Source organism: Halomonas sp. A29, from assembly GCF_046723295.1.
Classification (GTDB): domain Bacteria; phylum Pseudomonadota; class Gammaproteobacteria; order Pseudomonadales; family Halomonadaceae; genus Halomonas.
Genome location: NZ_JAXQPR010000004.1, coordinates 335,118 through 353,845, shown reverse-complemented (window position 1 = coordinate 353,845; position 18,728 = coordinate 335,118). Strand labels below are relative to the sequence as shown.

Genomic DNA, 18,728 nt, shown 5'->3' with positions numbered 1-18,728 from the left:
AGAGGGCGCATCCCGGCCCTAACTGCGACATACGAATTTGAACATCTCCCCGCCGAGGCGGGGACCTGAAGAGAAGAGAGAACATAATGAGCCAGCAGCACCGCGATCTGATCGAGCGCGACCGCAAGGTCACCTTCCACGCCTCCACCCACCTGCGTGACTTCGCCCATGGCGATGCGCCGGGCCGCGTGATCACTGGCGGCAAGGGCATCCATATCGTCGACAAGGATGGCCGCGAGTTCATTGACGGCTTCGCCGGCCTGTATTGCGTCAACATCGGCTACGGCCGTACCGAGGTGGCCGAGGCGATCTACCAGCAGGCGCTGGAGCTCTCCTACTACCACACCTACGTGGGCCACTCCAACGAGCCGCAGATCGCGCTGTCCGAGAAGATCATCGAGCTCGCCGGCCCCGGCATGTCCAAGGTCTACTACGGCCTCGGCGGCTCTGACGCCAACGAGACCCAGCTCAAGATCGTGCGCTACTACAACAACGTGCTCGGTCGACCGCAGAAGAAGAAGGTGATCTCGCGCCAGCGCGGCTACCATGGCTCTGGCCTGGCCACCGGCTCGCTGACTGGCCTCAAGGCGTTCCACGATCAGTTCGACCTGCCGTTGGCTGGCATCCTGCACACCGAGGCGCCGTACTATTACCACCGCGCCGCCGAGCAGGAAGGCATGAGCGAGCGCGAGTTCTCCCAGTTCTGCGCACGCAAGCTCGAGGAGATGATCTTGGCCGAAGGCCCCGACACAGTGGCCGCCTTCATCGGCGAGCCGGTGCTCGGCACCGGCGGCATCGTGCCGCCCCCGGAAGGCTACTGGGAAGCGATCCAGGCCGTACTGGCCAAGTACGACGTGCTGCTGATCGCCGACGAGGTGGTATGCGGCTTCGGTCGCATCGGTGCCGACTTCGGCAGCCACTACTACGGCATCAAGCCCGACCTCATTACAGTCGCCAAGGGCCTGACCAGCGCCTACCAGCCGCTCTCCGGCGTGATCGTCGGCGACCGCGTATGGAGCGTGCTGGAACAGGGCACCGCTGAGTACGGCCCCATCGGCCACGGCTGGACCTACTCCGGCCATGCCCTGGGCTGCGCCGCGGCGCTGGCCAACCTGGCGATCATCGAGCGCGAGGGGCTGACCCAGAATGCCGCCGAGACCGGCGCCTACCTGCAGCAGCAGATGCAGGCCGCCTTCGGCGACCATCCCATCGTCGGCAACGTGCGCGGCGTGGGCATGCTGGCGGCGCTGGAGTTCTCCGTCGACCCGGCCAAGCGGGCGCACTTCGACGCCGCCCACAAGGTCGGCGCGCGCATCGCCGCCGCGGCGCTGGACGAGAACCTGATTGCCCGTGCCATGCCACAGGGCGACATCCTCGGCTTTGCGCCGCCGCTGGTGGCCACTCGTGCCGAGGTCGACGAGATCGTCGCCCGCGCCGAGCGCGCGGTGAACAAGATCACCGACCAGCTGGTTCGCGAAGGTGCCGTCAAGGCCACCATGTCGGTCGGTTGATCCGTTGGACTGAGTTGCCATGATGAGCCAAGGCCGCGGGATCGAACCCGCGGCCTTTTTCTTGGCCCTTGCCGGGATCCTTTTCTAGTCTGGAAACACCTCACCCCTTGCCACGAGCCGTTGAGCCTTCATTGCCATGTCGCAACCCCAGCACGGTGTTTCCCTCTCTTCCATCTACCAGGCGCGTCGCCGCATCGCCGGACAGGCAGTGCGTACGCCGCTGATCCGTTCCCATGCGCTCTGTGAGCGTTTCGATGCCGAGATCCTGCTCAAGCTGGAAACTCTGCAGCCCACCGGGGCCTTCAAGCTGCGCGGTGCCACCAACATGATCGCCGCGCTGATCGAACTCCATGGTCGTGACGCCCTGGCTGCCGGCGTCACGACTGCCTCCACCGGCAACCATGGGCGCGCGGTGGCCTACGCCGCGGCAGGTCTCGGCGTACCGGCGACGATCTGCCTATCGCGCCTGGTGCCGGCCAACAAGGCGGCCGCCATCGAGGCGCTGGGCGCCGAGGTTCTCCGCGTTGGCGAGAGCCAGGATGAGGCCTTCGGCGAGGTCGAGCGACTGGTGCGTGAGCGCGGCATGACCCTGATCCCGCCCTTCGACGACCCGCTGATAGCGGCCGGGCAGGGCACCATTGGGCTGGAACTGATGGAGGACGCCCCGGACCTCGACCGCGTCATCGTCGGGCTCTCCGGCGGCGGGCTACTGGGCGGCATCGGCGTGGCAGTAAAGGCCATTCGCCCCGAGGCACGCGTGACCGGGGTGAGTCTCTCCCACGGTGCGGCCATGTGGGAGAGCCTGCGGGCGGGCCGGCCCGTACAGGTAGAGGAGGTCGAAAGCCTGGCCGATTCGCTGGGCGGCGGCATTGGCTTCGACAATCGCTGTACCTTCTCCCTGGTGCGCGAGGTGATGGACGATCACTACCAAGTTTCGGAGCCGGCCATTGCCCGTGCCATGGTCGATATTCTCGATCATGAGAAGCTGCTGGTGGAAGGCGCAGCTGCCGTGGGTCTTGCTGCGATAGCCGAGCATGGCCTCGACGTGCGTGGTCAGCGGGTGGCGCTGATCCTCTCGGGTAATGGCGTAGCGCTGGAGGCGCTGGATCGGGCGCGCCAGCAGGCAGCGCGTTGAGTCACACAGGCCTGATCAAGGAGGAGAGATGAAGCTCTATCAGCGTGACGAGATCGAGGCAGTGGTGGGTATCGACGAAAAGGCACTGCGCCAGGTCGAGGCGGGCTTTGCCGCCCTTGGCCGCGGCGAGGCCATACAGCCGCCAATCCTGTCGATGTCGATGGAGGAGTTCGGAAGCGAAGTCGACGTCAAGACGGCGCACATCAAGGGCTGGGAGCGCTTCGCCATCAAGGTCAGCACTGGCTCCTTCGACAACCCCAGGCGCGGTCTGCCGAGCCTCAGTGGCCTGATGATGCTGTTCTCCGCCAGGACCGGGCAGGTCGAGGCGGTGCTGTTCGATGAGGGCTACCTGACCATGGTGCGTACCGCCGTGGCCGGGGCCATCGCCGCCAAGCATCTGTCGCGTCAGGACAGTCGTCGGGTGGCGGTGATCGGCGCCGGTGAGCAGGCCCAGCGCCAAGTCGAGGCACTGAGGCTGGTACGCAACGTCGATACCTTGGACGTATGGGCGCGTCGCCCCGAAGGCGCCGAGGAGTATGCCGACCGCATGCGTAGCCGGGGTCTTACCGTCAGCATGCATGACAGCGTGCATGCCGCCTGCGCGCAGGCCGACATCATCGTCACGGCGACGCCCTCGCGGGAGCCGCTGCTGCAGGCCAGCGACCTGCCAGAGGGCGTTCATGTCACCGCCATGGGCTCGGACAGCCCCGACAAGCGAGAGCTCGACGAATCGGTGCTGATCCGCGCCGATGCCTTCGTCTGCGACAGCCGCGCCCAGAGTGAGCACAACGGCGAACTCAAGGTGTTTGCCAACGATTCTCGTGAGCCACCGTTCAAGGTCCACGAACTGGGGCGTGTGATCGAGGGCGGCGAACGGCTGCGGGTCTCGGATGCTGCGATCACGGTGTGCGACCTGACCGGCACCGGCGTACAGGACACCGCCATCGCCAGCTTCGCGCTGTCGCGGCTGGCCGCTGGGTGATACCTCCCGGCCTGGGCTTGAGCCCGGTCTTGGCAGCCCCCACTCTGCACGGATGACAACACAGCGAGGAGCGCAGCAGATGGCAACGGTACTAGCCTTCGATGTCTACGGTACCCTGATCGACACCCACGGCGTGGTCATCGAACTGGAAGAGCGGCTCGACCGAGTCGGCAAGCAAGGACTTGCCGCCGAGTTCTCGCGGCGCTGGCGGGACAAGCAGTTGGAGTACAGCTTCCGCCGTGGCCTGATGGGTGCCTACGTGCCTTTCGGGCAGTGCATCCGCGAGGCGCTGGATTTCACCGACCGTGCGCTGCAGACGCAGCTGTCGGACGTCGACAAGGACCACTTGATGACCGCCTATGGCCGCTTGCCGGCCTTTCTCGAGACGGCAGACGCGCTGGAACGTCTATCCGCCACAGGCATGCGCTGCGTGGCTTTCTCCAATGGAGCCCTCGATGCGGTCAGCGACCTGCTGGAGCAGGCCGGTATCCTCGAGCGCTTCGATGCAGTGATCAGCGTCGACGAGGTCAAGCGCTTCAAGCCCGACCCCGCCGTCTATGCGCACCTGCGCAACCGCCTCGAGGTGGCGCCCGGCGATACCTGGTTGATCTCGAGCAACCCCTTCGACGTGATCGGCGCCCGCCACGCCGGCTTGCATGCCGCCTGGGTGCGGCGCAGTCTCGATGCCCCCTTCGATCCCTGGGGTATCGAGCCCGACCTGACCGTCACCGATCTGGATGCACTCTCCGATCGGTTGAGCTGACTCATTCCCTCTGTCGGTACGCCTCGACCAGCCGCTGGCGTTCGTCTTCCTCGTAGAAGCTGGGGTCGTCGAACAGGTCAGGCTGGCTATCGTCGAATATCACCTCCAGCGCCAGATGGCTGGTCTGGGTCATTGGTTCGAAGTGAGCGGGATGTCCATAGACAAGATCGGAGACGCGGCGGCGCCGATACAGGGCAAACAGGCCGAGCACGGCCAGCACCGCAGCGATGTAGAGCGGCAGTGCCTGGGGCCCCAGCGCTGCCATCAGTACCCCGGCGACGATCGGTGCCAGGGCGCTGCCTGCGCCCTGGGTCACCAGCATGTCCGCCGAGGCCGACACCACCTCTTCGGGGTGCAACTGATCGATCAACTGGGCCACTGCCAGCGGATAGATGGCAAAAGAGAAGCCACCCCACAGGAAGAACAGGCTCAGCAGCGCCATCTGGCTGGGGGCAAAGGGCATCAGTGCGGCCAATGCCGCAGCGGCAATCACCACCCAGGTCAGTACCTGTGAGCGGTCATGCTTGTCGGAGAAGCGGCCGATGGGTAGCTGCAGCAGTGCCCCGCCCAGGATCGTCACGCTCATCAGGGTTCCCACATCGCCGGCGCTCCAGCCCAGTTGGCGGGCATACAGGGGCGCCATGCCCCAGAAGGCACCCATGGCCAGTCCCGACAGCACCGAAGCCGTGACTGGTAGCGGGGCAAATCCGATCAACGCCTTGAGGCTGCTCTTGGCGTTCTCGGGCACCGTGGGCTGCTGGCGCCGGGTCATGGTGATCGGCAGCAGCGCCCAACTGATCAGGATGGCCGTCACGGCGAAGAGCAGGAAGCCGCCGGGCGTATCCAGGCGCAGGATCTGCTGGGCAGCGGCAATCGCGCCGAGGTTGACCAGCATGTAGGTGGCGAACACGCGGCCGCGCTCGTGGCTGGCCGCCTGGCCGTTGAGCCAGCTCTCGATCACCGTCATCAGGGTGACGAAGGCCAGGCCGTAGAAGAAGCGCAGCACGATCCACACCCAGGGATCGACGAAGATGATGTGCAGCAGCGCGCCCGAGGCGCACAGCGCGGCGCAGAAGGCGAAGGTGCGAATGTGTCCGGCGCGACGAATCAAGCGGCTGCTGACCCAGGTACCGCAGGTGAAGCCGATGAAGTAGGCCGACATGATCACGCCCACTATCGTCGACGAGAAGCCCTCATCGGTACCGCGCAGGGTCAGCAGCGTATTGATCAGGCCGTTGCCGAGCAGCAGCAGGGCGACGCTCCAGAGAATCGACCGGACAGGCTTCAGCATCGCCAGCATGCCTCTCGCTCCTTGTATCGCATTGGCGTGTCGCGTTCTGTCTAAAGGCTTGCGTTCTCAGTTGCGTGCGTCAGCTTCGGCTTCTGCCGCGCTTGGAAGTGTTCGAGCCCACCGTCGGCTCGGCTTCGTCCGGAGCCGGCCGGGGGCTGGCGCGATCCTGCACCGGCACGTCCCGAGCTACGTTGCGGTCGTCGCGGTAGGGCAGCTCATCGAAGTCGGGCTCGCCATCCGGTGCCTCCAGCGGCAGCCGATTTTCCTCGATGATGCTCTCATCCTCGTCGAGCGGAAGCCCCTCTTCCATGAGAGGTGGTTCCTCGGAGATCATCTCTCCCACCTCTTCGAGATTGGTATCGTGGCCAGCCGACTCTTCCGTGGCCACGATCCTCATGGCCATCTCACGGTATCGTTGCTGTTGGCCCGCGGGGCGCCCGTCTCGTTCCCACAGCTCACGTGTGACTTCGCGTATACGCTGCTCATCAGCCATCCTGGCTCTCCTTTCACCTAGATATATTGCCGGAACATAGCTGGTGGGGTCTCATTCCCAATATCCCGGCCCTTCACATCACACACCTTAGCGTGGTATCGACAAGCGCCCTTTGGCAAGGAAGGCGTGTGGATCGAATCGCTCGCCGGTTCGGTGCAGCAGTTCGCATTGTCGATTGCACTGGCAGCAGGCACCACACACCACACATGGACACAGGAGATCGCGAGCATGACGGAACAGCAGCCGCCCCCACTGCGATTCTGGCTGGTGGGCAAGCGAGCCGCCGAGCAGGACCGGTTCTTTCGCTAGATCCTCGAATCACTAGGCTGGGAAGAGGGCGACAGAGCCTGGGCAAGCACGTGCGTCATATCCTCGACCATTACGACGCCCTGCTGGCCGGTGCCGGAGTTGGCAGCATGTGATGAGTCGGGCGGCCTCACTCGAGAGTGACGATCCGTCCGCCGGCTGCCGCGGCATCCTCGTGGTCATGGGTCACCAGCAAGCTGGGCAGCCCCGCTTCGCGTAGCCGACCGAACACCAGCCGGCGCATCTCCTGACGCAAATGCGTGTCGAGGTTGGAGAAGGGCTCGTCCAGCAACACGGCCCGGGGCGCCGACAGCAGCAGACGCATCAGTGCCACCCGTGACTGCTGTCCACCGGAGAGGGTGGCCGGGTCGCGCTCGCCGAAGCCCGTCAGGCCGATCGCAGCCAATGCCGTCTCGATTTTGGCAGCCTTGTCGGGCGTGGCGCGGGGCAGTCCGAAGCGCAGGTTGCCCGCGACGGAAAGATGCGGGAAGAGCAGCGGATCCTGGAACAGCAGACCGATGCCGCGTTGCTCCGCCGGCAGCGCCGTGATGTCGTTTCCCCCCAGCAGGATACGTCCCGAGGCCACGAACGTCGGGGCCAGAAAACCGGCAGCTAAGGCCAGCAGGGTCGACTTCCCCGAGCCGGAGGGGCCCATCACCGTGAGCACCTCGCCGGGGGCGATGCGCACACCGAACTCCAGCAGTGTCCTACCGTGCAGGGCGATGTGGATCTTGTCGAACTCGAGGCAATCGTCGTTCATGGGACTCCTCGCATTCCGCGGCGGTTGGACCAGAGCAGGCGGGGGACACCCACGGCGATGATGAAACCCACCAATGGCAGGCTGGCTTGAACCAGCGCCCAGACACCGATCAATCGGCGGTTGCCGCCGCCGGCCAGGGCTACCGCCTCGGTAGTCACGGTGGAGACTCGTCCAGCCCCCAGTAACAGGGTGGGCAGATATTGCCCGATGCTGACTGCCAGGCCTACCGCCATGGCGGTGAGCAGCGGTGCCAGCAGCATCGGCAGGCGCACACGCCAGAAGGTGCCGTTGGGCGTGGCCCCCAGTGTCAGCGCCACTTTCGACCAGCGTGGATCGAAGCGCCGGTAGGCCTCCGAAAGCGAAAGGAACACGTAGGGCAGTACGAACAGCAGGTGCCCGAAGATCACCAGCCAGAGAGTCGGGCGGGTTCCTATCGCTTCCAGCACCACTACCAGGCCGAACAGGAAGGCGATCTGCGGCACGATAAGCGGCAGATAGAGCAGGGTAAGGGCTGCGGCGCGCCGGTCTTCTAGAATGCCAAGCCTTCCCTGAGCCGAATGTCGTCCGTTGCGCTGCTCATTTTCCAGGGCGGCCAGGGCCAGCCCCAGGGCGAGCAATGTTGCCAGCATGGCGATCAGCAGCGTGGCGGCGACTGGCCCGGCCAGTGAGGGGAGTGCCCGCTGCCAGTGCTGCAGCGTGAAGGTGACGGGCAAGCTGTCGGGAAAGCGCCAGAAGCCGGCCAGGGAATTGATGGCCAGGCCGACGATGCCGACCATGGCAATTGTTGCGGCCAGCAGAATCAGCGTCTTGCCGGCCACGTGCAGCGCCCGCTCACCGCCGCGCCGCTGGCCACCCTCCACCCATCTCCGGCCCAGGCGCCGGACCAGACACTCCAGCCCCCACCACAAGAGCAGCGCTGTCAGCGTCACGCCCAACTGCAGCAGGGCGCCGGCCGAGGCCATGAAGCGGCGTGAAAGGTCCGGGTCGTTGAGCCAGGTGAGGATCGATACCGCAAGCGTGGGTGGCAGGGTCGGGCCGAGGATCATCGCCACGTCCACCACCGAGGAGGCGAAGGCGATGACCGCGAAGACCGGCAGTCGTATCAGCGGGTACAGTGACGGTGCCACTACCTTCAGCCAGGCGATGGTCGGGCGATAGCCCAGCGAGCGGGCCATGGTCACACGCCGCTCGACGTCGAGCTGGTGCAGCGCCGCCAGGCTCATCAGCAGCAGGAAGGGAATCTCCTTGATGATGAGGCCCGCCATCAGCGAAAGCCCCCATGGGTCCTGCACGATCAGCGCATCCGGCGGGCGCTCCCAGCCGGTCAGCTCCGGCGAGGCCAGCCGTGCCAACAACCCCGAGGGGGCAATGAGGAAGGCCAGCCCGAAGGCGGCCGCCGCGTGTGGAATCGACAGCAGCGGCGCGACCAGGCGGCGAATCCAGTGGTCCAGGCGGCTGCCGGAGGTGCCGGCCAGAAACAGCAGCACCACCGCCAGCGACACCGCGGTGGTCACCAGGCCGCTGGCAAGGCTGATTCCCACCGAGCGAGAGAGGCCCGGCTGGGCGAACAATTCCCGCCAGGGGGCCAGGCTCAGCGTCTCACCGCCCAGTGCCGGCAGATAGCCGAAGGCGGGTAGGGCGGCCATGACCAGGCCTGCCAAAATCGGGCCGACCAACAGGGTGACGATAGCCACTGGAGCAAGGCGCAGCATCAGGGCCGGTCACCTCTCTCCACCAGGTGCCATTGGAATTTGCGCGGCATCTCTCGAGCTTCCCTAACGGCCGACATAGCGCGCCTGCCACGCCTCCTGCAGTGCCGTCATCCAGCTCGGGTGTGGCTCAGGCAAGGTCTCGGCCAATGCCTCCGGTTCCAGCAGGGCAGGATTGTCCGATGCCTGTGCGAAGCGTGCGCGATCATCCTCGTCGAGACGTGTTACGTCGAGCACGGTGGGGTCGCCCCACACCGAGAGGTCCTGCTTGCGTGCCTGGGCTTCGGGTGAGAGCAGGAAATTGGCCACGACCATGGCGCCGGCCCGGTGAGGTGAGTTGTAGGGGATGGCAACGAAATGCACGTTGCCCAGAGTGCCGCCGTCCAGCACGTAGCTGCGGGTCGACTCGGGCAGCTCGAAGTTGGCCACGGCGGCGGCCGGCTCCGCCGGGTTGAAAGTGAAGGCCAGAGCCAATTCACCGTCTCCCATCAGACGACGCAGCTCGGGGCCGTTGGCGGGAAACTGTCGGCCGCTGCGCCACAGATGAGGATGCAGTGCATCGAGGTAATCCCATAGCGGCGCGGTGACGGCCTCGAAGTCGCTCGGTTTCACCGGGACATAGAGCGCCTCGGTGTCTTCTGTCACGGCGATCAGCGCCTGCTTGAGGAAAGTGCTGCCGAGGAAGTCGGGAATGCGCGGGTAGGTGAAGCGACCTGGGTTTGCCTCGGCCCAGGCAAGAAGCTCGGACATGCTGCTTGGAGGGGCTTCCGCGATCTCCTCGGCATCGTAGTAGAAGGTGATCTGCGCTTTGCCCCAGGGCGACTCGAAGCCCTCCGTGGGTAGTGTGAAGTCGGTCACTATCTCGGGGTTATGCTCGGGATGGGTCAGTGCAAAGTTCGGCAAGCGTTCGGCGAAGGGGCCGAACAACAGCTCGCTCTCCTTCATGGTGGCGAAGTTCTCGCCGTTGATCCAGATCAGGTCCACGTTGCCGCCTTCGTGGTTGCCGGCCTGCTTCTCGGCCAGCACCCGGGAGACGGCCGAACCGGTGTCGTCGATCTTGACGTGCACCAGCTCGATCCCGTGTTCGTCCCGTACCCGGCGCTTCACCCAGTCGAGATAGTCGTTTATCCGCGTGTCGCCGGCCCAGGCGTGCCAGTAGACGGTCTGGCCGCGGGCTTCGTCGAGCACCGTCTGCCAGTCGCTCGCCAGTGCAGGAAGCGAAGCCGTGAGCGACAGGATGAGGGCGGTGGCGAGGGAGCGGTTCGGCATCGTCGTTTTCCTTCTCGATAGCCTTGCGGTGGGTTCGGCTTTCTCTGCCCGGCCTGCTAACCTGAATTCAGAAGATGCTGAATCAGCAGCAGATCCTCCAAGCATACCCTCATCACGACTCGAGGAAAGGTCATCCATGAGCGTGCGCCGTATCGCCTGGTTTCATCGTCTTGTGCTGTGGTCGAGCCTTTTGTGCCTGATCGTCGGCGGTGGCCTGCTGGCATGGCAGAGCCAGGCCCAGGAGAACGGGCGCATCGCCCTGGTCATGACGGTGGAGGGCGCCATCGGGCCGGCCACCGGCGACTACTTCGAGCGCGGTCTGCGGCGTGCCGCCGAGCTCGATGCCGAACTCGTGATCGTACAGATGGATACGCCGGGCGGTCTCGACGCCACCATGCGCAGCATGATCCGCGCCATGCTGACCTCATCGGTACCCATTGCCATCTACGTTTCGCCCAGCGGGGCGCGCGCCGCCAGCGCCGGCACCTACCTGCTCTACGGCAGCCATGTGGCGGCCATGGCGCCGGCGACACACCTGGGGTCTGCCACGCCGGTGCAGATGGGCGGCGGCTTTCCCGGCATTGACGATCCTGACGACGACGAGGCCAACGGAGAAGAGGCGGATAACGGCGCCAACGGGGAGGAGGCGGCCGACGAGGAAGAACCGGCGACCGCCGAGCCGGCCGATACCCGCCGGCGCGGCGAGACTGCCATGGAGCGCAAGGTTCTCGAGGACGCCGTCTACTACATTCGCAGCCTGGCCGAGCGTCACGGCCGCAACGCCGACTGGGCCGAGGAGGCGGTGCGCGAGGCAGTCAACCTGACCGCTCGTGAAGCTCTCGAGATGAACGTGATCGATGTGGTGGCACGCGACATCGAGCACCTGCTCGAGCAGATCGACGGTCGCGACGTGGTGATGGAACGCGGCGAGCGCACCCTGGACACCGCGAACCTTTCCATCGAGCGCTTCGATCCCGACTGGCGCACCGAGCTGCTGCAGGTGATCACCAACCCCAACGTCGCCTACTTCCTGATGATCATCGGCTTCTACGGACTGATCTTCGAACTCTCCAATCCCGGCGCCCTGGTGCCGGGCACCATTGGCGTGATCTCGCTGCTGTTGGCGCTGTACGCCTTCCAACTGCTGCCGATCAACTACGCCGGCCTGGCATTGATCCTGGTGGGCCTGGCCCTGATCGTCGGCGAGGCGTTGATGCCCAGCTTCGGCATTCTCGGCATGGGGGGTATCGTCGCCTTCGTGATCGGCTCGGTGATGCTGATGGATTCCGACCAGATCGCCGTATCGCTGCCCATGATCGGCGGTGTCGCTCTGCTGGCAGCGGGGCTGATGCTGTGGGTGATGGTTCGCTTCACTGGCCTGCGCCGACGGCCGGCCCGCACCGGGCATGAGCACATGATCGGCAGTCTTGGCGTCGTGGCGGAGAATTTCCAGGGCGAGGGGCATGTGCGCCTGAAGGGGGAGCGCTGGAACGCACGCAGTGGTGCTGCCCTCAGGCGTGGCCAGAAGGTCAGGGTGGTGGCGGTCGATGGCCTGACGCTCGAGGTCGAGCCCAATGACCGTAAGCCTGATGGAACGTGAAGGATTCGCGATGAATGCAACCCAGCCTATGACACATCAAGGAGAGCGCTCATGATGATTCAATATCTCGTGCCGGTAGTCCTGCTATTCATGCTGATTGCCGCTTCGATCCGCATCCTGCCTGAGTACAAGCGCGGGGTGATCTTCTTTCTCGGCCGCTTCCAGTCGGTGAAGGGGCCGGGACTGATCATCGTGATCCCCGGTATCCAGCAGATGAGCGTCGTGGACCTGCGGGTGATTACCATGGATGTGCCGGAACAGGACGTCATCTCCCAGGACAACGTCACCGTCAAGGTCAATGCCGTACTCTACTTCCGTGTAGTGGACCCGGAGAAGGCGATCATCCGGGTTGAGAACTACACCGTCGCCACCAGCCAACTGGCGCAGACCACGCTGCGTTCGGTGCTGGGCAAGCACGACCTCGACGAGATGCTTTCCGAGCGCGACAAGCTCAACGATGACATCCAGGAGATCATCGATGCCCAGACGGAGGATTGGGGTATCAAGGTAGCCAACGTCGAGATCAAGCATGTCGACCTTAACGAGACCATGATTCGCGCCATCGCCCGCCAGGCAGAAGCTGAGCGTGAACGGCGCGCCAAGGTGATTCACGCCGAGGGTGAATTGCAGGCTTCGAAGAAACTGGTCGAAGCGGCCAACGTCATGGCCGAGAACTCGGCGGCGCTGCAGTTGCGCTACCTGCAGACCATGAGCGACATGAGCAACAAGAACGCCTCGACCATCTTCTTCCCGCTGCCCATGGACATCATGGAGGCCTTCCGGCACCTGAAGGCCTCGCCAGCCGCCCAGGCGCGCAACGCGGAGACGAACAGGCCAGAGGATCTGGGCGAAGGCTGAAACCAGTGTGCCAGGCCCGCTCTGGCGTGGCATCCTGAGGCGACCTGACGGAAGAAGAGGTCGCCTTGATTCACTCCCTTTCGCACCGCCAGCAGGGGCTGTTGCTCACCAGTGGCGGTGCGCTGATCATTTCTCCCGACGCCCTGCTGATCAAGCTGATCGGGCTGCCCGACAGCGATATCCTGCTGTGGCGTGGGCTGCTCACCGCGCTGGGCTTCGTCATCATCATGCTGGCCCGCCACGGGGTCGGCGTCGTGGCCGCCTATCGCCGCTGCGGCGGGACCGGCATCGGTGTGGCGCTGCTGTTCAGCCTCTCCACGTTCGGCTTCGTACTCGGCAACCAGTACACCAAGGGCGGTAACGTGCTGATGATCCTGGCCGGGGCGCCTCTGATCGCAGCGCTCCTGTCACGAATGTTCCTCGGTCAGCGATTACCCAGGCGCACCTGGCTCGCCATCTGGTTGTGCCTGGTCGGCACCTCGCTGATCGTGCTTGACGATACCGGGGCGGGCTCGTGGGTCGGCAACGGCTTCGCCCTGTTGGCGGCGACGGCGCTGGCGGCTAACTTCACCCTCTGCCGTACCCGGCCCGGGGTCGACATGAGCCCCATGCTCACGCTTTCGGGGCTGATCGTCGCGGCCGTGGCGGCGCTGTTCGGCCTGGCCGGCGGCGGCATTGCGCTGCCGCCTGTCGACAGCCTGCTGCTGCTGGTGTTGCTGTGCCTGGTGCTGCTGCCGCTGGGCTTCACCCTGATCCAGCGCGGCCCGCTCTATCTACCGGCCGCCGAGGTGGGGCTGTTGATGCTGCTCGAGGTGGTGGTGGGTACGCTGTGGGTATGGTGGATCCTCAGCGAACGCCCGGCGCCGGCGGCGTTGCTGGGCGGTGCCCTGGTGCTCGGCACGCTGCTGGCCAAGGGACTCTACGAGCGTCGCCTCGAGCGGCGTCTGCGGGCCCAGGGTGCAGCGCAGCGAGAACGCTGCTAGAATGCTGCGCTCGTTTCGGGCGCTTGCTTGCTCGTATGCGAAAGACGTGTGCGAAAGCAACTTGAAGACTCCCTGATCTTGGATGTGACGCAACGTGCTGACTCCTCTGACCGGGCTGGCTACGCCGCCCTAGCGCTTCCTTCCCCCGGGTGATGCCGTCATCGGTACGCCACCGCTCGACATCATGCTGATGTCACGGGCAGCTTGCCCATTCTCGTGTTTTTTTCGTATCGCTATCAGGCTGCGTCGTCGACGCCAGGCTGAGGAAAGCGTGCGGCTCGAACCCTGACGCCATCCGTGCCTGATGCCGGCTGGCATGACAACGACCGACTGGACCGAAGAATGTTCCGATCCATCAAGCAAGAGTGGTTTTCCAACATCAAGGGCGACACCCTCGCCGGTATCGTGGTCGCACTGGCCCTGATTCCCGAGGCCATCGCCTTCTCCATCATCGCCGGCGTCGATCCCAAGGTCGGGCTCTACGCCTCCTTCTGTATCGCGGTGGTGATCGCCTTCACCGGTGGACGCCCGGGAATGATCTCGGCAGCCACCGGCGCCATGGCGCTGCTGATGGTCACCCTGGTGCGCGACCACGGCCTCGAGTACCTGCTCGCCGCGACCCTGCTCACCGGCGTGCTGCAGATCGCTGCCGGTTATTTGAAACTGGCCGAGCTGATGCGCTTCGTCTCGCGCTCGGTCGTGACCGGCTTCGTCAACGCCCTGGCCATTCTGATCTTCATGGCCCAGTTGCCCGAGCTCACCGGCGTGACCTGGCATGTCTATGCCATGACCGCGGCCGGGCTTGGCATCATCTATCTCTTTCCCTATCTGCCCAGGATCGGCAAGACGATTCCTTCGCCGCTGGTGTGCATCGTGGTGCTCACCGTCGTTTACCTGCTCAGCGGTATGGAGATCCGTACGGTCGGCGACATGGGGGAGCTGCCCGATACCCTGCCGGTATTCCTGTGGCCCGACGTGCCGCTGACTTTCGAGACGCTTTGGATCATCCTGCCCTATTCGGTGATGCTTGCAGTGGTCGGTCTGCTGGAATCGATGATGACTGCCACCATCGTCGACGACCTGACCGATACGCCCAGCGACAAGAATCGCGAGTGCAAGGGGCAGGGCATCGCCAACATCGGCTCCGGCCTGCTGGGCGGCATGGCCGGCTGCGCGATGATCGGCCAGTCGGTGATCAACGTGAAGTCGGGCGGTCGCGGCAGGCTCTCCACTTTCATTGCTGGCGTAGTACTGCTGTTCATGGTGGTGTTCCTCTCCGACTGGGTGTCGCAGATTCCCATGGCCGCGCTGGTGGCGGTGATGATCATGGTCTCGATCGGTACCTTCAGTTGGGTCTCGATCCGTGACCTCAAGAAGCATCCCATGAGCACCAACATCGTCATGCTGGCCACCGTGGCCGTTACCGTGGGTACCCACAATCTGGCAATCGGTGTGTTCGTTGGCGTGCTGCTTGCAGCGATGTTCTTCGCAAACAAGGTCGGCAACATTCTCTACATCGGCTCCGAGGAAACAGACGAAGGCCGCCGTCGGATCTACACGGTGGTGGGTCAGGTGTTCTTCGCCTCCTCCGAGCGCTTCGGCAACGCCTTCGATTTCAAGGAGACCGTGGAGAAAGTCGCCATCGACCTGTCCCGCGCGCATTTCTGGGACATCACCGCGGTGCAGACGCTGGATCGGGTGGTGATCAAGTTCCGCCGCGAAGGCACCGAGGTGGAGCTGATCGGGCTTAACGAGGCCAGCGCCACCATCGTCGATCGCTATGCTATCCATGACGACCCGGCCGCCGTGGATAAATTGATGGGCGGTCATTGACGCCGTTGGTGGGCCGGTGCTCCTCTTGGTGGGGAGCATTGGCTCGGCAGGCTTGAGGAGTTGGTGCCGCCTCATGCGGTGCGATGATAAAAACGTCAGCCAGGAAACGACACAATGACCGAACAGGTAATGGCCGCCATCGACGGCTCGCAGTTCTCTACCGGGGTGTGCGACTACGCCGCCTGGGCCAGCCTGGCGCTGGATGCGCCGCTGACCTTCCTGCACGCGGTGGATAACCACCCCCAGACCGCCGAGGCCGATCTCTCCGGCAACATTGGGCTGGGCTCCCGCGAGCACCTGCTCGAGGAGCTTTCGCAGCTCGACGAGCGGCGTGCCAAGGTGGCCCAGGAGCAAGGCCGGGTGATGCTCCAGGCGGCCAAGGAGCGCGCCATCAAGGATGGCGTGGCCGAGCCCGCCACCCGCCAGCGCAACGGCACCCTGGTCGAGACCCTCGACGAGCTGCAGGGCGATATCCGTCTGCTGGTGCTGGGCAAGCGCGGCGAGACCGCCCACCAGGCCAGCGAACACATGGGCTCCAATCTGGAGCGGGTGGTGCGTACTCTGCATCGTCCGATCCTGATGGTGCCGGAGGCCTTCAAGCGCCCCGAGCGGGTGATGCTCGCCTTCGATGGCAGCAAGACTACCCGCAAGGGCGTCGAGATGCTGGCCAAGAGCCCGCTTTTCAACGGCGTTCCGGTGCACGTGGTGATCATTGGCGCCGAAACTGGTGACAACCGTTCGCAGCTCGACTGGGCGCTGGCCACGCTGCGCGAGGCCGGCCACGAGGCCGAGGGGGCGATTCGTGCCGGCGAGGTGGAAGAAACCCTGCGCGTCTATCAGGAACAGAACGACATCGACCTGCTGGTGATGGGCGCCTACGGCCATTCGCGCATTCGTCACCTGTTGGTGGGCAGTACTACCACCGCCATGTTGCGTCGGGCCAAGGGGCCGGTCCTGCTATTGCGCTGAGCCGAGCCCTTCGGCAAGGAAGATGGCTAGGATGGAAGGGGCAGGTGAAGCGAATGCCGAGGCCTGCGGGGAGTGCTACCATCCTGCGCATCTTGTCCAATGGAGGCACGCCGTGGCCGCCCAAAGTCCGATGACTCCTCGCCTGCGCATTCAACTGGGTCCTGCCATCGCCATCGGTCCGGGCAAGGCACAGCTGCTTGAGGCGATAGCCGCCACGGGTTCGATCAGCGCCGCCGCGCGCGCGATGGGCATGAGCTATCGTCGAGCCTGGCTGCTCGTGGACACCATGAATCAGTGCTTCAAGGCGCCGCTGGTTGCTACGGCCACTGGCGGCAAGAGGGGCGGCGGTGCGCAAATCACGCCGCTTGGCGTGGAGGTGCTGGAGCGCTACCAGCGCATGCAGCACATTGCCAGCGAAGCGGTGGCCGAGGAGATGGAGGCCTTCGCCTCGCTTTTCTCCGACTCGTTCCCACCCGCCTGAAGTCAATCACCAGATCGGGGCCGCTCAAGTCAGCGTTCGCGCCCGCATTTGGGCGTACACGGCCATGCCTGGAGCAAGCGCCAGGCGCTGGCATGCCTCGCGGGGAATTCGAGCAAGGAGAGCCTGATCGCCGACCGCCAGGCGCACCAGCCTATGGCCCGGGTGAGGATCGTCGCTGATCTCGGCGACACGAACCGGCAGACAGTTGAGCGCACTGGAGTCCACAGGCGGAGTCAGGCTGATCACCACGTCACTGGCCCTGACGCTGAGCCTCAAGAGCTTGTCTGGCGGCGCCTGTTCCCGCGAGACCCGCAGCGATACATCCCCGCAGCTGAGCGTAACGAGCTGATGATCGACGTCGTACCCCGTCACCTGCGCTTCCAGCACTGCGGCGGCATTGTTGGCATGGGCCAGGGGCAGGTCGCTGCGAGTCAACAGCTCCTGAAGGGGGCCGGCAGCCATTACCCGTCCCGCCTCCAGCAGCACCATGTGATCCGCCAGCCGGGCCACCTCTTCCAATGCGTGGCTGACGTAGATCACCGGTATCTCCAGATGGCCATGGAGGCGCTCCAGGTAGGGCAGGATCTCCGCCTTGCTGGTCGCGTCCAGCGATGCCATGGGTTCGTCCATCAGCAGCAGCCGGGGGCTGGCAAGCAGCGCCCGGGCGATGGCCACCCGCTGGCGTTGGCCACCTGAGAGTGCCTGGGGGTAGCGCTCGAGCAGGGCTTCGACGCCGAGCAGTCGAACCGTCTCGTCGAAGTCCACCCGGCGCCGCTCGAGTGGCACCCGCCGGTAGCCATAGCGCAGGTTGTCGCGCACCCGTAGATGAGGGAAGAGGCTCGCCTCCTGGAACACATAGCCCAGGGGACGGAGATGCACCGGCAGGAAATGCTCGTCGTCCTGCCAGCGGCAGCCGTTCACCGTCAGCCAACCACGGGCTTTTTCCAGGCCGGCCAGGCAGCGCAGCAGGGTGGTCTTGCCTGAGCCGGAGCGGCCGAACAGAGCGGTGATGCCGCGCTCGGGCAGGGCCATTTGGACGTCCAGCGCGAAGTCGCCACGCTCCAGTTGAAACCCGCACGCCAGGCTCATGGCATCACCCCCATGATCTTGAAGCGCTTGTTGAGCGCATAGATGCAGACCAGCAGCAGGAAGGCGGTGAGCATCAAAAACAGCGACAGCCGGTGAGCTGCAGCGTAGTCCATGGCCTCGACATGGCTGTAGATGGCGATGGAGGCCACCTGGGTCTGGCCCGGGATGCCGCCGCCGATCATCAGCAGCACCCCGAACTCACCCAGGGTATGGGCGAAGGAGAGCACTGCGGCAGTGAGCAGGCCTTGGCGCGACAACGGCAGCACTACCGATACCAGGCGGTCCAGCGGGCCTGCCCGCAGTGTGGCGGCTACCTCCAGCGGGCGGCGCCCCATGGCCTGAAAGGCGTTCTGCAGCGGCTGTACCACGAAAGGCAGCGAATAGATCATCGAGCCGATCACCAGCCCGGTGAAGGTGAAGGCCAGGTGACTCGCGCCGAAGCGTTCCAGGGTTCCGCCCACGGCACCGCGGGGGCCAAGCAGTATCAGCAGGTAGAAGCCGATCACCGTGGGTGGCAGCACCAGCGGCAGGGAGACCAGCGCCTCGATCACCACCTTCACACGGCGCTGGGTATGAGCCAGCCACCAGGCCAGCGGCAGGCACAGCACCAGCAGCAGCGCCGTGCTGATCAGGGCCAGCCTGAAGGTGAGTTGCAGCGCGATCCAGTCGGCCTCGCTGATGCCAAATGGCGTCATC

18 protein-coding genes are annotated in these 18,728 nt (G+C 65.0%); 11 read left to right on the top strand and 7 right to left on the bottom strand.

Going from position 1 to position 18,728, the window contains the following annotated elements; genetic code table 11:
* Positions 1-86: 86 nt before the first annotated feature.
* The 4 genes from SPH52_RS09950 to SPH52_RS09935 all read left to right on the top strand — a co-directional run bounded on the left by SPH52_RS09950 (position 87) and on the right by SPH52_RS09935 (position 4,391).
* Positions 87-1,511, top strand: coding sequence for an aminotransferase (locus SPH52_RS09950; protein ID WP_411794862.1), 1,425 nt, complete (start codon positions 87-89; stop codon positions 1,509-1,511).
* A 136-nt stretch (positions 1,512-1,647) separates the two neighbouring features.
* On the top strand, positions 1,648-2,646 hold the full coding sequence (gene eutB / locus SPH52_RS09945; RefSeq protein WP_411794861.1) for a hydroxyectoine utilization dehydratase EutB: 999 nt from the start codon (positions 1,648-1,650) through the stop codon (positions 2,644-2,646).
* A gap of 28 nt (positions 2,647-2,674) precedes the next feature.
* On the top strand, positions 2,675-3,628 hold the full coding sequence (locus tag SPH52_RS09940; RefSeq protein ID WP_411794860.1) for a cyclodeaminase: 954 nt from the start codon (positions 2,675-2,677) through the stop codon (positions 3,626-3,628).
* Between the two features lie 79 nt (positions 3,629-3,707).
* Positions 3,708-4,391, top strand: coding sequence for a haloacid dehalogenase type II (locus SPH52_RS09935; RefSeq protein WP_411794859.1), 684 nt, complete (start codon positions 3,708-3,710; stop codon positions 4,389-4,391).
* 1 nt (position 4,392) lies between these two features.
* Here the strand turns inward: SPH52_RS09935 and SPH52_RS09930 are convergent, their stop codons facing one another.
* Positions 4,393-5,691, bottom strand: a complete 1,299-nt coding sequence (locus SPH52_RS09930; protein WP_411794858.1) for an MFS transporter — start codon at positions 5,689-5,691, stop codon at positions 4,393-4,395.
* 70 nt (positions 5,692-5,761) lie between these two features.
* Positions 5,762-6,175 carry a DUF2934 domain-containing protein gene (locus SPH52_RS09925; protein ID WP_411794857.1) on the bottom strand — a complete coding sequence of 138 codons (414 nt, stop codon included), beginning with the start codon at positions 6,173-6,175 and terminating at the stop codon, positions 5,762-5,764.
* Positions 6,176-6,301: 126 nt separating this feature from the next.
* Here SPH52_RS09925 and SPH52_RS09920 point away from each other — a divergent pair, with 126 nt between their 5' ends.
* Positions 6,302-6,484: a hypothetical protein gene (locus SPH52_RS09920; protein WP_411794856.1), complete on the top strand. Its 183-nt coding sequence runs from the start codon at positions 6,302-6,304 to the stop codon at positions 6,482-6,484.
* A gap of 127 nt (positions 6,485-6,611) precedes the next feature.
* Here the strand turns inward: SPH52_RS09920 and SPH52_RS09915 are convergent, their stop codons facing one another.
* The 3 genes from SPH52_RS09915 to SPH52_RS09905 form a co-directional block, all read right to left on the bottom strand.
* Positions 6,612-7,241: an ATP-binding cassette domain-containing protein gene (locus SPH52_RS09915; protein ID WP_411794855.1), complete on the bottom strand. Its 630-nt coding sequence runs from the start codon at positions 7,239-7,241 to the stop codon at positions 6,612-6,614.
* On the bottom strand, positions 7,238-8,953 hold the full coding sequence (locus SPH52_RS09910) for an ABC transporter permease (protein WP_411794854.1): 1,716 nt from the start codon (positions 8,951-8,953) through the stop codon (positions 7,238-7,240). The genes SPH52_RS09915 and SPH52_RS09910 overlap by 4 nt, the downstream gene beginning before the upstream one ends.
* A gap of 63 nt (positions 8,954-9,016) precedes the next feature.
* A complete protein-coding gene (locus SPH52_RS09905) occupies positions 9,017-10,219 on the bottom strand; it encodes an ABC transporter substrate-binding protein (protein ID WP_411794853.1) in 1,203 nt (400 codons plus the stop codon).
* 136 nt (positions 10,220-10,355) lie between these two features.
* On the opposite strand from SPH52_RS09905, the gene SPH52_RS09900 reads away from it, so the two are divergent.
* From SPH52_RS09900 to SPH52_RS09875, 6 genes are all read left to right on the top strand, one after another.
* Positions 10,356-11,819, top strand: coding sequence for an NfeD family protein (locus tag SPH52_RS09900; protein ID WP_411794852.1), 1,464 nt, complete (start codon positions 10,356-10,358; stop codon positions 11,817-11,819).
* Positions 11,820-11,870: 51 nt separating this feature from the next.
* Complete coding sequence (locus SPH52_RS09895) at positions 11,871-12,677, top strand: slipin family protein (protein ID WP_411794851.1); 807 nt, start codon at positions 11,871-11,873, stop codon at positions 12,675-12,677.
* Positions 12,678-12,742: 65 nt separating this feature from the next.
* Positions 12,743-13,660, top strand: coding sequence for a DMT family transporter (locus tag SPH52_RS09890; protein ID WP_411794850.1), 918 nt, complete (start codon positions 12,743-12,745; stop codon positions 13,658-13,660).
* Positions 13,661-14,002: 342 nt separating this feature from the next.
* The gene (locus SPH52_RS09885; RefSeq protein WP_411794849.1) at positions 14,003-15,493 is read left to right on the top strand and encodes a SulP family inorganic anion transporter; all 1,491 of its coding nucleotides are present in this window, start codon (positions 14,003-14,005) and stop codon (positions 15,491-15,493) included.
* A gap of 114 nt (positions 15,494-15,607) precedes the next feature.
* Positions 15,608-16,462, top strand: a complete 855-nt coding sequence (locus SPH52_RS09880; RefSeq protein WP_411794848.1) for a universal stress protein — start codon at positions 15,608-15,610, stop codon at positions 16,460-16,462.
* A gap of 112 nt (positions 16,463-16,574) precedes the next feature.
* Positions 16,575-16,943 carry a winged helix-turn-helix domain-containing protein gene (locus SPH52_RS09875; RefSeq protein WP_411794847.1) on the top strand — a complete coding sequence of 123 codons (369 nt, stop codon included), beginning with the start codon at positions 16,575-16,577 and terminating at the stop codon, positions 16,941-16,943.
* Between the two features lie 24 nt (positions 16,944-16,967).
* Here the strand turns inward: SPH52_RS09875 and modC are convergent, their stop codons facing one another.
* Together modC and modB are read right to left on the bottom strand one after the other, a co-directional pair.
* The gene (modC, locus tag SPH52_RS09870; RefSeq protein WP_411794846.1) at positions 16,968-18,032 is read right to left on the bottom strand and encodes a molybdenum ABC transporter ATP-binding protein; all 1,065 of its coding nucleotides are present in this window, start codon (positions 18,030-18,032) and stop codon (positions 16,968-16,970) included.
* A complete protein-coding gene (modB, locus tag SPH52_RS09865) occupies positions 18,029-18,727 on the bottom strand; it encodes a molybdate ABC transporter permease subunit (RefSeq protein WP_411794845.1) in 699 nt (232 codons plus the stop codon). Before modB ends, modC begins: the two co-directional genes overlap by 4 nt.
* Position 18,728 lies beyond the last annotated feature (1 nt).